Raw genomic sequence first — 17,191 nt, 5'->3', positions numbered from 1 at the left:
ATGCTCGGGCACGTGGAGGACGGGATGCTGCGCCTCGAGCAGGTCGCCCGCTTCCCGAACGGTCCCGTGCCCGGCCCCGACGGCGGGCTGCACTGGGACTTCACGGCGCTATACCGCCACATCCTCGACGGGCTCGCCGAGGCGTTCCGGCGCGAGCCGGGCATCGCCAGCATCGGCATCGACTCGTGGGCGGTCGACTACGGGCTCGTGCACGGCGGGGAGCTGCTCGGCGAGCCGTTCCACTACCGCGACGAGCGCACCGCCCGCGGGGTCGAGCTCGTCCACCGCGAGGCGCCGTTCGACGAGCTCTACCGCCGCAACGGCCTGCAGTTCCTCCCCTTCAACACGCTGTACCAGTACGCCGTCGAGCCCGCGCTGGCCGACGCCGAGGCCTCGCTGCTCATCCCGGACCTCGTCGCGTTCCTCCTCACCGGGACCCGCGTGGCCGAGCGTACGAACGCCTCGACCACGGGGCTGGTCGACGTCCGCACCGGCGGGTGGGACGTCGAGCTCGCCGGACGCCTGGGGATCCCGGCATCCGTCCTGCCCCCTCTCGTCGACCCCGGCGCGGTGCTGGGCACCCTCCACGGTGAGGCGCGCCAGCGCGTCGGCGCACCCCTCGAGGTCATCGCGGTCGGCTCGCACGACACCGCCTCTGCGGTGGTCGCCGTGCCGCTCAGCACGCCCGACGCGGCCTACATCTCGTGCGGCACGTGGGGCCTGGTCGGCGTGGAGCTCGACGAGCCGGTCGTGAGCGACGCCGCACGCGAGGCGAACTTCACCAACGAGGGCGGCGTGGACGGGCGCGTGCGCTTCCTCCACAACGTCACCGGGCTGTGGCTGCTCAGCGAGGCCGTACGCACGTGGGAGGCCGAGGACGGCGCCGCGATCGACCTTCCGGCTCTCCTGGCTGACGCGGCGGACGTGACGGGCGACATCCCGCTGTTCGACGCGAACGACCCCCGCCTGTCGGCTCCGGGCGACATGCCGGCCCGGATCGCCGCGGTCATCGCCGAGACGGGCGCTGCGGTGCCCGAGACGCGCGAGGCGTTCGCCCGATCGATCGTCGAGAGCATCGCCCAGGCGTTCGCCGACGCGGTCGCCACCGCGGCGCGGCTCACCGGGCGCGACATCGACGTGATCCACATCGTCGGCGGCGGTGCGCTCAACCGGCTGCTCTGCCAGGCGACCGCGGATCGGTCGGGACTGCCGGTGCTCGCCGGTCCCGTCGAGGCCACGGCGCTCGGCAATGTGCTGGTGCAGGCCCGCGCCCACGGGTGGTTCGGTCCCGGCGCGACGCTGGAGGACCTGCGGCAGGTGGTCGCGGCATCCGTCTCGCCCGAACGCTACGAGCCGCGCCGATGACCGGCTACGGCGCCGCGTTCGACTGGGCGCGACGGCATGTCGAGGCAGGCCGCCTGCCGTCCGCCGTGCTGGGTGTCGCCACCGCCGACGGGGTCGTCGCGCTCGATGCGTTCGGGGCGACGAACGGCCGCACGGCGCGCACCGGCGACCCGTACTGGCTCTTCTCGATCACCAAGGTGCTCACCGGGCTCACGGCAGCCCGCGCCGTCGAGCGCGGCTTCCTCACCACCGAGACGCCGCTGGCCGCCGCCCTTCCCGGGTTCGGCGCGGGGCGGGACGACGTCGTGCGCCTGCGTCACCTCGTGAGCCACACCTCGGGGATCCGCGAGCCCGGCCTCGACCCCGCCGAGGGCTTGCGTGCCGCCCTCCTCGCCCCGGGCCGCGACTTCGCCGCGGGCACCGCCTCGCGCTACTCCACCGTCGCGTTCGACGGCATCGCCGAGCTCGTCCGCCGCACCGCAGGATGGGAGTGGGATGCCGACGTCACGGCGTGGGCCGCGACCATCGGCGCCCACGGACTCACCCTCGACCCGGCCGCCGACCCGCACACCGTGGTCGACGCGTCGCGGCTGGGGCTCGACATGCGCGGGTTCGCACGTCACCGCAACCCCGGCGCCGGCTTCATCGGGACGGCCGAGGACCTGCTGGCGCTCGGCTCGGCCCTCCTGCGCATCCGCCGGGGCGAGACGGGCGGCATCGTGCAGCCGGCGACGCTCGACATGATGCTGCGTCCGCTCACCGGCGGCATCCCCCGGCTGGAGCCGTATCCCGCCGAGCGCGGCCAGGACTGGGGCTTCACCTGGAACCTGCGCACCCGCGCCCCCGGCCTCATCGACCGCGACGTCTTCGGCCACGGCGGCTGGGCGGGCACCGAGTTCTGGGTGCATCCGTCGGCGGGCGTCGCGTTCGTGCTGCTGACGAACCAGGCCGAGCGCCCGGGCGTCGACCTCGACGAGCTCGACAACGCGGTGATCGCCGGGGTCTGAGCCGCGGCCTGCCCGGACCACCCCCGCTCAGGGCGCCGATGTGGAGGTGCGCACGCGCAGCTCGACCTCGAACCCCTCGTGCACCGGCTCGGTGCGGCCGGCGAAGCGCTCGAGGAGCATCTGCACCGCCCGCGCCCCCATGGCCTCGCCCGGCTGGTGCACGGTGGTGAGCCCGAGGGCGGGGTGCGAGGCCATCGGCACGTCGTCGTAGCCGACGACGGAGAGCGGCCGGCCGACCTCGGCGGCCGCGCGCATCGCCCCGAACGCGAGTTCGTCGTGCGCGGCGAACACCGCCGTCACCGGGGTGCCGTCGGCGAGGATCCGCCGCACCACGTCGTAGGCCGGGCCCTCCCCCTCGTCAGTCCGCCAGACGACCGCGCGCTCGCGGTGACCGGCGTCCGCCATGGCCGTCAGGTACTCGCGCAGGCGCACACCGTGCGGGAACGGCTCGGCGTGGTCGGACTCCGGCAGCGTGAGGTGCGCGATGTGCGTGTGCCCGAGGCCGAGGAGGTGCTGCATCGCGGCACGGGTTCCCGCCGCGTCGTCGCCGGCGACCACGTCGTAGCGGTCGGACGTGTCGTGCCGCCCGAACATCACGATCGGCACCGACGCCGAGATGCGTTCCAGCCCCGCCTCGTCGACGCGGGGCGAGACGGCGATGAGGCCGTCCACCTGGCGGTCGACGAGCGCCTCGAGCGCGCGCAGCCCTTCACGGGATCCGGCTTCGGCGGGGGCGATGATGAGCTGATACGGGGTGCCCTCGAGCGCGCGCGTGGCACCGCGGACGATGCGCGAGAAGAAGTGGTTCGCCAGGTCCGGCAGCTCGATGCCGAGAGTGTAGGTCCGGCCCCGCATCGCGCGCGCCGCGATCCGCGGACGGTAGTTGAGCTCGGTCATCGCGACCGTCACCCGCTCGCGCATCGCGTCGCTGACGCCGTAGGCGTTGCGCAGCACCTTCGACACGGCGGCGCGTGACACGCCCGCTGCGGCGGCGACGTCCTCGATGGTCGCCGCACGGGGCCGATCGACTGTCATGACTTGAGGCTAGTGGTGGCGCACACGCCGGATGGGACGGTGGCCGGTGCCACCGCCCCACCCGGTGCCGTCAGCTACCGGATCGAGAACGAGGCCGCCGCCTCGGCGTCGATCGAGCCGCCGACCGTCACGGTGTGCGTGCCGGGCGTGGTGACCCACGCCGACGCGTCCGAATCCCAGTACTCGAGCAGGTGCATGTCCGCGAGGTCCTCGGCCGAGAGCGTCACCTGCACGTTGCGGTGCTCACCGGGCTCGAGCGTCACGCGCTCCCACCCGATCAGTCGCTTGGACGGCTCGCCCGCGGCATCCGGAAGCTCCAGGTACACCTGGGCGACCTCGGTGCCGGCGACGTCGCCGGTGTTGGTGAGCCGGAACCGCACGCGGATCTCCTTGTCGCCGGTGGTCGACTTCGGCGTCACCGTGACGTGGTCGTACGAGAACTCGGTGTAGCTCAGGCCGTGGCCGAAGGCGAACAGCGGCTCGATGCCCTCCGCCTCGTACCAGCGGTAGCCCACCTTCAGGCCCTCGCTGTAGTCGACCTGCAGGATGCCCTCGGCGTCCGGCACGCCCGGATACTGGGCGACCGAGCCGGCCGTCGGCGTGTCGGCGAGCGAGGCCGGGAACGTCATCGGGAGCTTCCCGGACGGATTGACGTCGCCGTACACGAGCGCCGCCAGCGCCGGGCCGAACTGCTCGCCCGAGTGCCACGCGTGGAACACGGCGTCGACGTCGTCGATCCACGGCATCTCGACCGCGGACCCCGCGTTGAGCACCGCGACGGTGCGAGGAGCGGATGCCGCGACCGCCGCGATCAGCTCGTCGCCGTTGCCGTCCAGCCGCAGGTCGGGCAGGTCCTGGCTCTCGCCCATCGTGTAGTGCCCGAAGACGATCGCGACGTCGGCGGCGGATGCCACGGCCGCCGCCGTGGCCGCGTCCGCACCGTCGTCGTATACGACCTGTCCGCCCGCCTGCCCGACCCGATCGGTGAGCGCGGTGAGCGGGTCGACGAGGGCGTTGCAGTTGAGCACCGGCCCGCCGGGACCGAACGGGAAGTCCCACGCACAGCCGGTCTTGGCGCTGACGCCGTCGGTCGGGATGCTGGAGGCGGTCTGTCCGATCACCGCGACGGTGAGGTCCCCCTCAGCGAGCGGCAGCGCGCCGTCGTTCTTGAGGAGCACGGTGCTCTGCTCCGCGATCTCGCGCGCGAGCGCCTTGTGCGCGGGCGTCGAGACGTCAGCCACGGGGGCGGCGGGCACCGGGTGGTCGAAGAGGCCTCCGGCGATGTACGACCGCACCACGCGGAAGGCCGCCTCGTCGATCCGCTCCTGCGTGATCTCGCCCGCCGCCAGCGCGGCGTCCAGGCGCGCGGGCGTGAACCAGCGCGGCCGGTTGAGCTCCTGGTCGAGCCCGGCGTTCAGCGACGGAGCCGTCGAGTGCACCGAGCCGAAGTCGCTCATCACGTAGCCCTCGAACGGGTAGTCCTGCCGCAGGCTCGTGGTGAGGATCTCGTTCTCGCACGCGTACACGCCGTTGACCTGGTTGTACGAGCACATGAGGCTGCCGGGGTCGCTCTTGCGGACGGCGATCTCGTACGGCAGATCGTAGATCTGCTTGAACGTGCGCTCGTCCATGTTCGACGAGCTCGACTGCCGCGCCTCCTCCTGCTCGTTGGCGACGTAGTGCTTGAGGTTGGCGATCACCGGCTTGTCGGGGTTGCCGTCCTCGAGTCCGCGCACGTTCGCCGCCGCCATGAGACCTGACAGCACCGGGTCCTCGCCGAAGTACTCGGAGCCGCGGCCCGACAGGGGCGTGCGTCCTGACGCGATGCCCGGTCCGAGGATCACCGCGCTGCGCTTGTCGAACGACTCGCTGCCGTGCGCGACGGCCTTCTGCTCGCCGAGCTCGAGGTTCCACGTGGCGGCCACCGCGATCGGACCAGGCCACGCGGTCGTCCCCGCCGAGAGGTAGACGCCGTCCGGGCCGTTCGCGTAGATCACGACGGGCGTGCAGGGCACCTGTGCCGGATAGACGACCGGAGCCTCGCCCGAGAAGCCGGGGTTCCAGGTGGTGCGCGCCGGGTCGTTCGCGGGCTGCTCGACGAGCCAGCGGTACTTCTGGTGCTGAGAGCTGGCATCCAGCAGCGCCTGCGCGCGCTCATCCGCAGAGCGCGAGGCATCCATCCACGGCACCGTGCTGCAGTCCACGGCGGCAGCGGGCGCAGCGGCCGCGACCACGGCGCCGGTCGCCACGAGGCTCGCGCTCACGAGCAGCGCTGCGGTCCGTCGGCGGACGCGTCGGGCGCGCCCCCATCGGTGGTTCTCGAACAACGTCATCGTCGATCCCTCTCCATCGAAGGAGCGATCCGTAGACCGCTCTACATACTGTAGACCGCTCTACGGTGGCACGTCGCGGAAAGGACGTCAAGGATCGCCGTCCGGTCGTGGCACGCCGAACCTCACTGCTGCGGGTTAGCGTGGGAGGCATGGACGAACGGCGAAGCGACGAAGATCAGCCCGGCCAGGCGGCGAACCCGGACGCCGGCGGAACAGTCGGGGGCGGCAACCCGACCGGTGGAGACACGACGACCGAGGAGCAGCTCGAGGCCGACAACGCGGTCGAAGAGGACATGCTCGAGACCCTCGACCCCGACAACCGGCCCGTCTGACCCGCGTCGGACTCACGTCCGGCGGGCGCGGCGTCACACCTCGCGGGTGATCGTCACCTTCACGTGCAGGCTCGACTTGAACGGGCCGGCGTACACCCCGCGCAGCGGCGGCACGTCGCCGTAGTCCCGGCCGCGCCCGACGAGCACGTGGCGGTCGCCGATCTCGATGTTGTTCGTGGGATCGAAGCCCTGCCACTCGCCGGCGAACCACTCGACCCAGGCGTGCGACTCGCCGGTCACGGCGACGCCGACCTCGGCCGACGGACGCGGGTGCAGGTAGCCCGACACGTAGCGGGCCGGGATGCCGACCTCGCGCAGCGCGCCGAGCGTGACGTGCGCGATGTCCTGGCAGACGCCCTTGCGCGCCTCCCACGCCTCGCTCGCCGTGGAGTGCACCCCGGTGATCCCGTGCATGTACTCCACGGCGTCGCCGATGGCGACCGCGATCGCGTGCGCAGCCCGCCCCGGGTGGTCGTGCTGGGCGGCGATCGACCGCGCGAGATCGGCGACCTCTGCGTGCGGACGCGTGCGCCCCGTCTGCGACAGCTGCTCGACCGTCCCGATGGAACGGCCCGACTCGCGGGCGAGGCCGTCCCACGTCACGTCGATGTGCTCGAGCGGTCGCGGACGCACCTCGACCAGCGAGCGCGCCGTGATGGTGAGCGACGCGTGGGGCGACAGCACGTCGAACGCTGCCACCCGCGTGCCGAAGTAGTCGACGTACTGGTTGACGGAGGTCGACGGCTCGATGTCGAGCGACGAGTTCAGCACGAACTGGCTGTCGGTGGAGCCGGGCAGCATGCGCGCCTCGTTGTAGGACGCGCTCACGTCTCCGTGGTAGCTGAAGCCCGTCTGGTGCTCGATGCGCAGTCGCTTCATGACTGACACCCCCGCGTGCGGGCGTGTACCCCCGGTTGGTGAGCCTGTCGAACCATCATGAGATCTCTCCGATCCAGCTGGGCTCGGCCTGCGTCGGGAAGAACCGGCCGCGGATGGCCTCGGATGCCTCGCGCGTGACCTTCTGCACGCGGTCCATGTGGGCGGGCAGCTCGCCGAGGATCTCGGAGATCGGGCGGTACTCGAGGTCGTTGCGGATCTGACCGAGCGCCCGCAGGACGGTGTTGGAATGCCCGACGCGGTCCGCGCGCGGATCGATGGCGCTCATGCACTCCTCGGCCCGCTGGATCGAGTAGATGATCGAGCGCGGGAAGAGGCGGTCCAGCAGCAGGAACTCGGCAGCGTTGCGCGCGCTCGGCATGCCGCGATACGTGCGCAGGTACGCCTCGTACGCGCCGCACGAGCGCAGGATCGTGGTCCACGACGGGCCGGATGCCTCGGTCAGCGACCGCGTCGCCAGCAGCCGCGCCGTCATGTCGGTGCGCTCGATGCTGCGGCCGAGGGTGAAGAACTGCCAGGCCTCGTCGCGGCTGGTGGACGAGTCCACGATGCCGATAGCGAGCGCCGCGCGCTCCCGGACCCACTGGAAGAACTCGTGCACGCGGTCGTTCTGCAGGCGCCGCGGCATCCGTGCGTTCGTGGTGTTCAGCGTCTCCCACAGCTCCGTCGAGACGATCTCACGCGCCCGTCGGGCGTTCTCGCGGGAGGCGGTGAGCGCGTAGGCGATGCTCGACGGGTTCATGCGGTCGACGGCGAGACGCGCCAGCACGTCCTCGCGGCGCACCAGGTCGACGCCCTCGGGCGGGAGCGAGCCCATGACGCTCAGCAGCGACCGGCACGCGATGTCCTCGTCGATCCACGGGTCCTCGAGGAGGAGCTGCAGGTGCACGTCGAGGATGCGCGCGGTGCCGTCGGACCTCTCGATGTACCGCCCGATCCAGAACAGCGACTCTGCGATGCGGCTCAGCATCCGCCATCACCCCCTGTCTGCTGCTGCTGCTCCTGCTGCTCGCGGTTGCCGCGCACGGGATCGCGCGGCGAGTGCGCGGGCTCGGTCTGCGGGTCGTAGATGATCGGGATGGCCGCGGTCACGGTGGCCTGGTCGGCGACCAGCTCAGGCACCTTGCCCGGGCCGTATTCGCCACCCGTGGGCGCGGAGCCTCCGACGATCCAAGTGTCCTTCGAGCCGCCGCCCTGGCTGGAGTTCACCACGAGCTGCCCTTCCGGGAGCGCCACGCGGGTGAGCCCGCCCGGCAGCACCCACACGTCCTCGCCGTCGTTGACCGCGAACGGCCGGAGGTCCGCGTGGCGCGGGCGCATGCCGTCCTCGACGAGCGTCGGGATGGTGGAGAGCATGACGACGGGCTGCGCGATCCAGCCTCGGGGGTCGGCGAGCAGGCGCTGCCGGAGCCGCTCGAGCTCTGCCGGCGAGGCATCCGGCCCCACCACCAGGCCCTTGCCGCCCGAGCCGTCCACGGGCTTCACCACGAGCTCGTCGAGCCGGTCGAGCACCTCCTCGAGCGCGTTCGGGTCTTCCAGGCGCCACGTGTCGACGTTCTTGAGGATGGGCTCCTCGGCGAGGTAGTAGCGGATGAGGTCGGGCACGTACGTGTACAGCAGCTTGTCGTCGGCGACGCCGTTGCCGACGGCGTTGGCGATGGTGACGTTCCCCAGGCGCGCGGCGAGCATGAGGCCCGGCGCGCCCAGCATCGAGTCGGCGCGGAACTGCAGCGGATCGAGGAAGTCGTCGTCGACGCGGCGGTAGATGACGTCCACGCGCTTGGGTCCGCGCGTGGTGCGCATGAACACCTTGCCGCCGATGCACAGCAGGTCGCGCCCCTCGACGAGCTCGACGCCCATCAGACGCGCGAGCAGCGTGTGCTCGAAGTACGCGGAGTTGTAGACCCCGGGGGTCAGCACCACGACGTTCGGGTCCTCGATGCCCGCCGGCGCCGAGGCGCGCAGTGCGGCGAGCAGCTTGTTGGGGTAGTCGCCGACCGGACGCACCCGCATCGAGACGAAGAGCTCCGGCAGCGTCTGGGCCATGACGCGGCGGTTGGAGATGACGTAGCTCACGCCCGACGGCACGCGCACGTTGTCTTCGAGCACGCGCATCTCGCCGTGCTCGTCGCGGATGAGGTCGATGCCCGACACCTGGATGCGCACGCCGTTGGCGGAGTGGATGCCGGCCGCCTGGCGGTAGAAGTACTGCGACGACGCGATGAGACCGGCCGGCAGCACCTCGTCGCGCACGCAGTGCTGGTGCCCGTAGGCGTCGTCGAGGAACGCCTCCAGGGCGCGCACGCGCTGTTTGACGCCGGCCTCGATGCGCGACCACTCGTCGTACGTGATGACCCGCGGGACGGCGTCCAGCGGGAACGGCCGCTCCTCCCCCGCGAAGTCGAACGTCACACCCTGCGCGAGATACGAGCTCGCCAGCGAATCGGTGCGGCCGCGCAGCTCCTCCTGCGTCATCTGCGCGAGCGCCTGGTACAGCTCCCGGTAGGCCTCGCGCGACTCGGCCGGCGCGCCGGGGTGGGCCGGGCTCCCGAACATCTCGTCGAACGCGGGGACCCCCGAGGGCGTCTTGCGCGGCGCCAGCGTGGAGCCGTAGCCGTCGAACAGATCACCCATGCTGACGAGCCTAATGCGGCGTTCGTTGCGCTCGTGTTTCCGCCCCGTCCGCCCGGCGTCCCCCGCGCGGACGTACCCTTGCTGCATGGCGGGACGCGCCCGGGACGGCGGCATCCCCGCCCCCCTCGCATGGGTGGCGGGCGTGGCCGCCGTCGCGCTCGGCGCGGGCCTCGGCGAACTCGCCGCCGGCGTGGTGGCCCCGGCCTCCAGCCCGGTCGCCGCCGTCGGCTCGGCCCTCATCGACGTCGCGCCGCCGTGGGCCAAGGACACCGCCATCGCCTGGTTCGGCACCGCCGACAAGATCGCGCTCGTGGGCGGCATCGCCCTGGTCATGCTCGTCGTGGCCGCCCTCGCCGGATGGCTGCAGGCCAGGCGCCCGCCGTGGGGCGTCGTGCTGATCGCCGTGTTCGGCGTCGCCGGCGCCGTCGTCGCGGCCACGCGTCCGGGCGCCGGGCCACTGGCCTGGCTCCCCTCGGTCGTCGCGGGCGCCTCGGGCGCGGTCGCGCTGTGGCTCCTGCTCCGGCTGCTCCGACCCGCCGCCGCGGCATCCGCCGATCCATCTACTGCCCGTTCGCCGCAGCTGGGCGCCGATCCACCCGATCCGCGTGCATCCGACGCAGGTGAGCCGGGCGCGGGTGCCACCGCCGAGGGCACCCAGCCACCCAGCCGCCGCGCCTTCTTCGCGTGGGCGGGCGCCGCGGCGGGAGCGGGCGTTCTCGCGGTGGTCGTCGGCAGCCTGCGGAGCACAGCGGCGGCCGGCGTGGCCGCGGCGCGGACGGCGCTGCGGCTTCCGACGCCGGCGGTGGCGGCATCCGCCGTCCCGCAGGGCGCCGAGCTCGACCTCCCCGGGCTCGCGAGCGTCGTCACCCCGAACGACCGGTTCTACCGCATCGACACCGCGCTCGTCGTGCCCGAGGTGAACCCGGCCGACTGGCGGCTGCGCGTGCACGGCATGGTCGCCGAGGAGCTGGAGCTCACGTGGGACGAGCTTCTCGCCCTGCCGCTCGAGGAGTCGTGGACGACCCTCACGTGCGTGTCGAACGAGGTGGGAGGGACGCTCATCGGCAACGCCCGCTGGCTCGGCCATCCGATCCGGGAGCTGCTGGCGCGGGCGCGCCCCGCCGCGGACGCCGACATGGTGCTGTCACGGTCGATCGACGGCTTCACGGCGTCCACGCCGCTGGAGGCGCTCACCGACGACCGCAACGCGATCCTCGCCGTCGGCATGAACGGCGAGCCGCTCCCCCTCGAGCACGGCTTCCCGGTGCGCATGGTCGTGCCGGGCCTGTACGGCTACGTGTCGGCGACGAAGTGGGTGACCGACCTCGAGGTGACGCGGTTCGACCGCGCCCGCGCGTACTGGACGGACCGAGGCTGGTCCGAGCGCGGGCCGATCAAGCTGCAGTCGCGCATCGACGTGCCGCGCAAGGCGCAGGGGCTGAAGGCCGGCGACGTCGTCATCGCCGGTGTGGCGTGGCACCAGGGCGTAGGCGTCGCGGGAGTCGAGGTGCAGATCGACGACGGCCCGTGGCAGGAGGCGACCCTCGCGACAGCGATCTCGGACGACACCTGGGTGCAATGGAGCCTGCCCTGGACCGCGACCGCCGGCGACCACCTGCTGCGGTGCCGTGCCACCGGCAGGGACGGGCAGCAGCAGACGCCCGACCGCGCACCGCCCGCGCCGGACGGCGCGACGGGGTGGCACGAGCGGTTCGTCGAGGTGTTCTGAGCGCTGCCCGCGCGACGGGGTCGCGGGTCAGCCGGCGAGGACCACGCGCAGCTGCTCGATCGCCCAGTCGAGCTCGGTCGCGCGCACGACCAGCGGCGGCGCGACGCGGATGGTCTGCCCGTGGGTGTCCTTGACCAGCACGCCGCGCGCGATCAGCTTCTCGGCGATCTCGCGTCCGGTGCCGACCTCGGGGTCGATGTCGACCCCCGCCCAGAGGCCCACCACCCGCACACCCGTGACGCCGTGGCCGATGAGCTCGCGGAGCTTCACGTCGAGGTGCTCGCCGAGGAGCTTCGCCCGCCGCTGGAACTCGCCGGTCTGGAGCATCTCGACCACGCGCAGGCCGACGGCGGCGGCGAGCGGATTGCCGCCGAACGTCGAGCCGTGCTCGCCCGGACGGATGACCCCGAGCACGTCACGGTCCGCCACGACCGCCGACAGCGGAAGGATGCCGCCGCCCAGCGCCTTGCCGAGCAGGTAGACGTCGGGCACCACACCCTCGCGGTCGCACGCGAACGTCTCGCCCACACGCGCGAGGCCGGACTGGATCTCGTCGGCGATGAACAGCACGCCGTGCTCCGTGCACAGCTCGCGGACCGCCCGCAGATACCCCTCGGGCGGAAGCACCACACCCGCCTCGCCCTGGATCGGCTCGATGAGCACGGCGGCGGTCTCGGGGGTGATGGCGGCCTCGATCGCCGCGGCATCGCCGTAGGGCACCGGCACGAATCCCGGCGCGAACGGCCCGAAGTCGCCGCGTGCGCCGGGGTCGTCGCTGAAGCCGACGATCGTGGTGGTGCGGCCGTGGAAGTTGCCGTGCGCGACGACGATCTGCGCCCTGTCGGCCGTGATGCCCTTGACCCGGTATCCCCACGCGCGTGCGACTTTGATGCCGGTCTCGACGGCCTCCGCGCCGGTGTTCATGGGAAGCACGAGGTCCTTGCCGCACAGCTCGGCCAGCGCGGTCGCGAACGGTCCGAGCCGGTCGTTGTGGTAGGCGCGGCTGGTCAGCGTCAGCCGGTTCAGCTGCTCCTGCGCGGCGGCGACGATCGCGGGATGCCCGTGACCGAAGTTCAGGGCGGAGTAGGCCGAGAGCAGGTCGAGGTAGCGCTTGCCCTCGACGTCGGTGACCCAAGCGCCCTCGCCGCGCGCGATGACGACGGGGAGCGGGTTGTAGTTGTGGGCGAGGTGGTCCTGTTCACCGGCGATGATCTTGATCGTGGCGGTGTCGACCGAGGGCGAGGTGGCGGTCATGGGTGTGTCCTCTTCTCGGACCGTCAGCGCCGAAGCTCGAGCGTGCAGCACTTGATGCCGCCACCGCCGAGCAGGAGCTCCGACAGGTCGACGAGCACCGGGTTGTAGCCGCGCTCGCGCAACTGGACCTCGAAGCCCTTCGCACGCGGCGAGATGATGACGTTGCGGCCGTCACTGGCCGAGTTGAGTCCGAAGACCGCGCCGTCGGCGTCGGCCACGCGGATGGCGTCGGGGTAGCGCTCGGCGAGGATCGCCTGGCTGCGCTCGTCGAAGGCGCCCGGCAGGTAGGCGATGTTGGCGCGGTCGACGCCGCCCGGCCCCTCGACGGGGTCGAGCACCGAGATGGCGGTGTCGAGGTGGTAGAACCGCGGGTCGACGAGATTGAGGCTCACGACCTCCTTGCCGAACACGTCTTCGAGCTCGCGGTGGCTGTCGCCGGTGGAGCGGAAGCCGGTGCCGGCGAGGATGGTCTGGCCGACGAGCAGGAAGTCGCCTTCGCCCTCGTTGACCTGCACCGGCTCGACGACCTCGAACCCGTTCGCGCGGAACCAGTCCATGAAGGCCGGGCCCTCGGGCACGCGCTCCTGGAAACGGAACTTCGCGCCGTAGGCGACGCCGTCGATGACGAAGCCGCCGTTGGCCGTGTAGACCATGTCGGGCAGGCCGTCGATCGGGTCGATGAGGTGCACCTCGTGGCCGAGCTCGAGATACGTGTCGTAGAGCGCCTGCCACTGGCGCACCGCCAGCTCTGTGTCGGTGGGGTTGGCCGGCTCCATCCAGGGGTTGATCCGGTAGCTCACCGTGAAGTGCTCGGGGCGGCACATCAGGTAGCGGCGGTGCTGCTGGACGCGGCCTCCGGTGGCGGAGGACCCGGTCGTCGGGGCGGTGGCTGCGGGCGCGGTGTTCTGCGTGGACATCATGCTCCTGTACGAGGGGCGGCGGACGCTGTCCAGAGGCCCGGCGGCCCTTCGACCGGCTGCGCTCGCTCAGGAACCGCAGCCGTGAAGGGGAAAGCAACCGGGCACGCCGCGTCCATTGTCTCACGGACGCCGGGTGCCGCCTGGGAATGCGCACGCGCAGCGTCGCCCTGCACCCCGTCACTCCGCGAGCACGACGACCTTGCCCACCGCGTGGCCGGCAGCCACGTGCGCGAGCGCCTCGCGCGCCTGGGCGAAGGCGAACCTCCGCTCGATGCGCGGACGCAGCCGGCCGGCGGTCGTGAGCGCGACGAGCTCCGCGAGGACGTCGGGCTTGGCGACGGCGGCGAGCGGACGCAGCGGACGCTTCGAACCGATCGAGAGGACGGATGCTGCGGCGATACGCCCGATCGGACCCATCACCCGCCCGCCCTCGCCCGAGACCAGGACGACCGCGCCGCCGTCGCGCAGGAGCCCCTGCAGCGACCGCAGCGGCGCGGTGCCGGCGATGTCGATCACGACGTCGAACGGCTCCGCAGCGAGCTCGAGGGCACCGGGCTGCACGGCGCGGTAGTCGAACGTGCGTGCCGCCCCCAGCTCCTCGACCAGCGCCCGGCTCCGCTCGCCGCACAGCGCCCACACCTGCGCGCCGCGCGCGACGGCGAGCTGTACCGCGAACGTGCCGACGCCGCCGGAGGCGCCGATCACGAGCACGCGGTGGCCGGATGCCACGCCCCCGCGTTCCAGCGCCTGCCAGGCGGTGCCGCCCGCGACCGGGAGGGCTGCGGCGTCGACCGCGTCCAGAGCGGCGGGCCGCGGGACGAGGCGGGACACCGGGCACACCGCGTACCGCGCGAGGCCTCCCCCGGCCGGAAGCTCCCCGATCACCTCGTCGCCGACGGCGAGACCGGAGACACCCTCGCCCAGCGCGACGACGGTGGCGGCGGCATCCATCCCGCGAACCGCCTGCCGCGGCCGCCGCATCCCGAACGCGAGGCGCAGGAGTCGGGGCTCGCCGCGCATGACGCGGATGTCGCCGTTGTTGAGGCCGGTCGCGCGCAGACGCAGCAGCACCTCGCCGCGACCGGGCGCGGGGACATCCGTCGTTTCGAGCACGACGTCGTCGGGCTCTCCGTAGCGGTGCTGCCGCCACGCGGGCATCGAATCGGTGCGCAGCGCCTGCGGCGAGGGGAGCGTCTGGTCGGACATGTCATGCCTCCGGATAGTCGAAGAGGTCGTCCAGCCCGACGCCGAATGCGCGGGCCAGCTGGAAGGCGAGTTCGAGCGTCGGCGAGTACCGCCCCTGCTCGATCGCGATGAGGGTCTGCCGCGTCACGCCCACTCGGCGGGCGAGGTCGGCCTGCGTCATGCCGGCCGCCTCGCGCACCGCGCGGATCGAGTTGGTGACCTTGGTGGGCTTGACCATCAGACGAGCCCCCGCCGGTACGCGACGACGCTGGCCACACCGCCGAAGATCGACGACAGCGCGAAGCCGAAGAACATCGCATTGGCGATCCAGAACCAGTCGGCCTCGAACGCGCACAGCACGATGACGCCCAGCCCGGCGATGACGAGGAATGCCTGGCCGACCCGCGTCGACATGTGCGCGATGTCGCGGTCGCGCTGGTCGCTCTTGCCGACGCCGTCGGGATCGCGCATGCCGGCGAGAATGCCCCACACGATGCTCACCAGGATCGCGACGGCGATGCTGCCGCCGATCGTCCACAGCATGAGCGGCACCCAGTCCACCTCGGCGACGGACCCGCCTGCCGCCTGCTGCAGCACCAGCACGACGTAGACGCCGACTCCGACGATGCTGACGATCAGGCTCACCCAGATGTTGCGCTCTTCGTACACCATGACGGCGCTCCCTGCATGTAAAGATTTCTTGACACTGCGAAGCTACGCCCGCGATGCCGGCGTGTCAATAATTTTTTACATGCATCGAGACCCCGCCGACGGCGGCAGACCCTGCGGGCGATATCGACCGCGGGCACCTCCTGACGCACAGCGATTTACAACGTCGTAGAAAAGTTCTTTACAACGTAGTAAACCGTCGCTAGCCTGACCGTGTCGGAGCCGCCTCCGGTCGCTCGGCAGCTATTCAAGGAGGAACAGTGATGAGCGTTTTCACCCGGCGCGACCGCGCCGTCGAAGGTTCGCAGGGCGGTGGGGGTCGCGGCCGGAATGCCCGGCTCGTCCGTCCGTTCGCGGCCCTGGGCCTTACTGCAGCCCTGGTCCTGAGCACCGTGCCGATGGCGGCGCAGGCCGCGGACGGGGAGCTGACGCCCGGGCCCACCGTGTACGCGGATCCGGAGTCGCCGACCGGGTACACCGGGCGCTTCGTGTACTACGACCCCGATGCGACCAGCGTGCGCTTCGTCGCCGACATCCTGCTGCGCAACTGGGCCGACCGGACCGACATCACGGTCTACCAGCCGCACCAGTACGAGCCCGGTCTCATGCGGGGCGGCGGTGGCTACGACGTCGAGATGACCGATGCGGGCGACGGCTACTGGGTCACCGAGGTGCCGCTCGCGGCCGGCGCGAACCAGTACTGGTTCTACGTGGACGGCAACACGAGCGCCTGGCTCGCCGACCCGGCGAACTCGCCCATCTTCGCGCCGGATGGGATTTCGTTCCCGCAGCGGCGCGCCTTCAACAAGGTCTTCGTGCCCTACGACGAAGCGAAGCAGGACTTCGCTCCGCTCGCAGCCCGGCAGATCGAACTCCCGCGCGAGGACTCGGCCAAGGGCACGTGGAGCTACGTCCCGATCGACATCCCCAACCAGACCGGCCGCACGCTGGGCGTGTACCTCCCGCCGGACTACGACCCGAACCGTGCAGAGCCGTACAAGACGATCTACATGCAGCACGGCGGCGGTCAGGACCAGTCGGACTGGATGAACATGGGCGACGTCCCGGTGATCATGGACAACCTGATCCAGGACGGCACCACCGAGCCGGCCGTCGTCATCACGACGAACACGAACTATCTCGGACCCGTCGGAAACCAGGCCGTTCAGGGCGACGCGTATCCCAACCTGCGCAATGTCGTGATCCCCTTCGTCGAGGCGAACTACAACGTCTCGACCGAGCCGATCGACCGGGCGTTCGCGGGTCTGTCCGCCGGCAGCTTCGTCACGCAGAACCTGATCAGAGACGACGCCGACCAGTTCGGGTACTACGGCCCGTGGAGCGGCGGCGTGAGCGTCCCCGCGTCGACGCCGAACCTCGCAGCTCCGTACATCCACTATGGCGGTGGCGCGTGGGACTTCGGTCTTCCCAACGCGAACACGGTCGCGGCCCTCGACGACGTCGGGTTCATCGAGAACACGGTGGTCGCCGGGGCGCACGACTTCAACGCGTGGAACCAGCTGTTCACGATCTTCGCGCGGGACTACGTGTGGCACCCGGAGGCGTTCCTCCAGGACGAGGTCGACACCCTGAAGGCGGACGTGGCGGATGCGGGCCTGAACAAGGGCAACACGAACGCACTCACGGTGAAGCTCGACCAGGCGCTGAAGCTCGTCACCGCGGGCGACTCGGTCGGGGCCCTCGAGGTCCTGAACGGTTTCCTCGCCCAGGTCGCCGAGTTCCAGACCGCGGGCAAGCTGACCGCCGAGCAGGCCAGTGCCCTGACAACCCTCGCCGAGAAGGTCACGTTCAACCTGGGGTACTGGGTGCAGTGAGCCACTGCTGACAAGAC

Annotated in this window: 15 protein-coding genes; 5 read left to right on the top strand and 10 right to left on the bottom strand. The window is 71.6% G+C overall.

Translation table 11 applies throughout. From position 1 onward, the window contains the following. A complete protein-coding gene (locus tag ACZBH1_RS08855) occupies window positions 1-1,365 on the top strand; it encodes a rhamnulokinase (protein ID WP_463646672.1) in 1,365 nt (454 codons plus the stop codon). After that, a complete protein-coding gene (locus ACZBH1_RS08850; protein ID WP_463646167.1) occupies window positions 1,362-2,351 on the top strand; it encodes a serine hydrolase domain-containing protein in 990 nt (329 codons plus the stop codon). Before ACZBH1_RS08855 ends, ACZBH1_RS08850 begins: the two co-directional genes overlap by 4 nt. Before the next feature lie 27 nt (window positions 2,352-2,378). Here ACZBH1_RS08850 and ACZBH1_RS08845 read toward each other — a convergent pair whose 3' ends face one another. After that, window positions 2,379-3,386 (bottom strand): LacI family DNA-binding transcriptional regulator, encoded by a 1,008-nt coding sequence (locus ACZBH1_RS08845; protein WP_378882948.1) that lies wholly within the window; start codon window positions 3,384-3,386, stop codon window positions 2,379-2,381. A 74-nt stretch (window positions 3,387-3,460) separates the two neighbouring features. Next, on the bottom strand, window positions 3,461-5,719 hold the full coding sequence (locus tag ACZBH1_RS08840) for a beta-glucosidase family protein (protein ID WP_378882952.1): 2,259 nt from the start codon (window positions 5,717-5,719) through the stop codon (window positions 3,461-3,463). A gap of 149 nt (window positions 5,720-5,868) precedes the next feature. On the opposite strand from ACZBH1_RS08840, the gene ACZBH1_RS08835 reads away from it, so the two are divergent. After that, window positions 5,869-6,051 carry a hypothetical protein gene (locus tag ACZBH1_RS08835; RefSeq protein WP_336394461.1) on the top strand — a complete coding sequence of 61 codons (183 nt, stop codon included), beginning with the start codon at window positions 5,869-5,871 and terminating at the stop codon, window positions 6,049-6,051. Between the two features lie 33 nt (window positions 6,052-6,084). Here the strand turns inward: ACZBH1_RS08835 and ACZBH1_RS08830 are convergent, their stop codons facing one another. Genes ACZBH1_RS08830 through ACZBH1_RS08820 form a run of 3 tightly spaced genes read right to left on the bottom strand, consistent with a single transcriptional unit; the run spans window position 6,085 to window position 9,582 of the window. After that, entirely contained in the window at window positions 6,085-6,930 is an 846-nt protein-coding gene (locus ACZBH1_RS08830) for a transglutaminase family protein (RefSeq protein ID WP_336394460.1), read from the bottom strand. A gap of 55 nt (window positions 6,931-6,985) precedes the next feature. Then, window positions 6,986-7,918: an alpha-E domain-containing protein gene (locus ACZBH1_RS08825; RefSeq protein ID WP_336394459.1), complete on the bottom strand. Its 933-nt coding sequence runs from the start codon at window positions 7,916-7,918 to the stop codon at window positions 6,986-6,988. Continuing rightward, on the bottom strand, window positions 7,912-9,582 hold the full coding sequence (locus tag ACZBH1_RS08820; RefSeq protein WP_336394458.1) for a circularly permuted type 2 ATP-grasp protein: 1,671 nt from the start codon (window positions 9,580-9,582) through the stop codon (window positions 7,912-7,914). The genes ACZBH1_RS08825 and ACZBH1_RS08820 overlap by 7 nt, the downstream gene beginning before the upstream one ends. 85 nt (window positions 9,583-9,667) lie before the next feature. On the opposite strand from ACZBH1_RS08820, the gene ACZBH1_RS08815 reads away from it, so the two are divergent. After that, a complete protein-coding gene (locus tag ACZBH1_RS08815) occupies window positions 9,668-11,311 on the top strand; it encodes a molybdopterin-dependent oxidoreductase (RefSeq protein ID WP_463646166.1) in 1,644 nt (547 codons plus the stop codon). A gap of 27 nt (window positions 11,312-11,338) precedes the next feature. Here ACZBH1_RS08815 and rocD read toward each other — a convergent pair whose 3' ends face one another. The 5 genes from rocD to ACZBH1_RS08790 all read right to left on the bottom strand — a co-directional run bounded on the left by rocD (window position 11,339) and on the right by ACZBH1_RS08790 (window position 15,342). Then, on the bottom strand, window positions 11,339-12,565 hold the full coding sequence (gene rocD, locus ACZBH1_RS08810) for an ornithine--oxo-acid transaminase (protein ID WP_336394456.1): 1,227 nt from the start codon (window positions 12,563-12,565) through the stop codon (window positions 11,339-11,341). 23 nt (window positions 12,566-12,588) lie between these two features. Beyond that, window positions 12,589-13,482: a dimethylargininase gene (gene ddaH, locus ACZBH1_RS08805; RefSeq protein WP_452323510.1), complete on the bottom strand. Its 894-nt coding sequence runs from the start codon at window positions 13,480-13,482 to the stop codon at window positions 12,589-12,591. A gap of 180 nt (window positions 13,483-13,662) precedes the next feature. Continuing rightward, complete coding sequence (locus ACZBH1_RS08800; RefSeq protein ID WP_463646165.1) at window positions 13,663-14,691, bottom strand: NAD(P)-dependent alcohol dehydrogenase; 1,029 nt, start codon at window positions 14,689-14,691, stop codon at window positions 13,663-13,665. 1 nt (window position 14,692) lies between these two features. Then, window positions 14,693-14,908, bottom strand: coding sequence for a helix-turn-helix transcriptional regulator (locus ACZBH1_RS08795; protein WP_109209029.1), 216 nt, complete (start codon window positions 14,906-14,908; stop codon window positions 14,693-14,695). Continuing rightward, window positions 14,908-15,342, bottom strand: a complete 435-nt coding sequence (locus tag ACZBH1_RS08790) for a hypothetical protein (RefSeq protein WP_463646164.1) — start codon at window positions 15,340-15,342, stop codon at window positions 14,908-14,910. The genes ACZBH1_RS08795 and ACZBH1_RS08790 overlap by 1 nt, the downstream gene beginning before the upstream one ends. Window positions 15,343-15,602: 260 nt before the next feature. Here ACZBH1_RS08790 and ACZBH1_RS08785 point away from each other — a divergent pair, with 260 nt between their 5' ends. Then, entirely contained in the window at window positions 15,603-17,174 is a 1,572-nt protein-coding gene (locus tag ACZBH1_RS08785; RefSeq protein ID WP_463646163.1) for an alpha/beta hydrolase-fold protein, read from the top strand. The last annotated feature ends 17 nt before the right edge of the window (window positions 17,175-17,191 follow it).

This window comes from Microbacterium sp. ZXT2-5 (assembly GCF_055329545.1).
The sequence above is the reverse complement of the archived record's forward strand: the minus strand, read 5'-3'. Positions and strand labels throughout refer to the sequence as shown.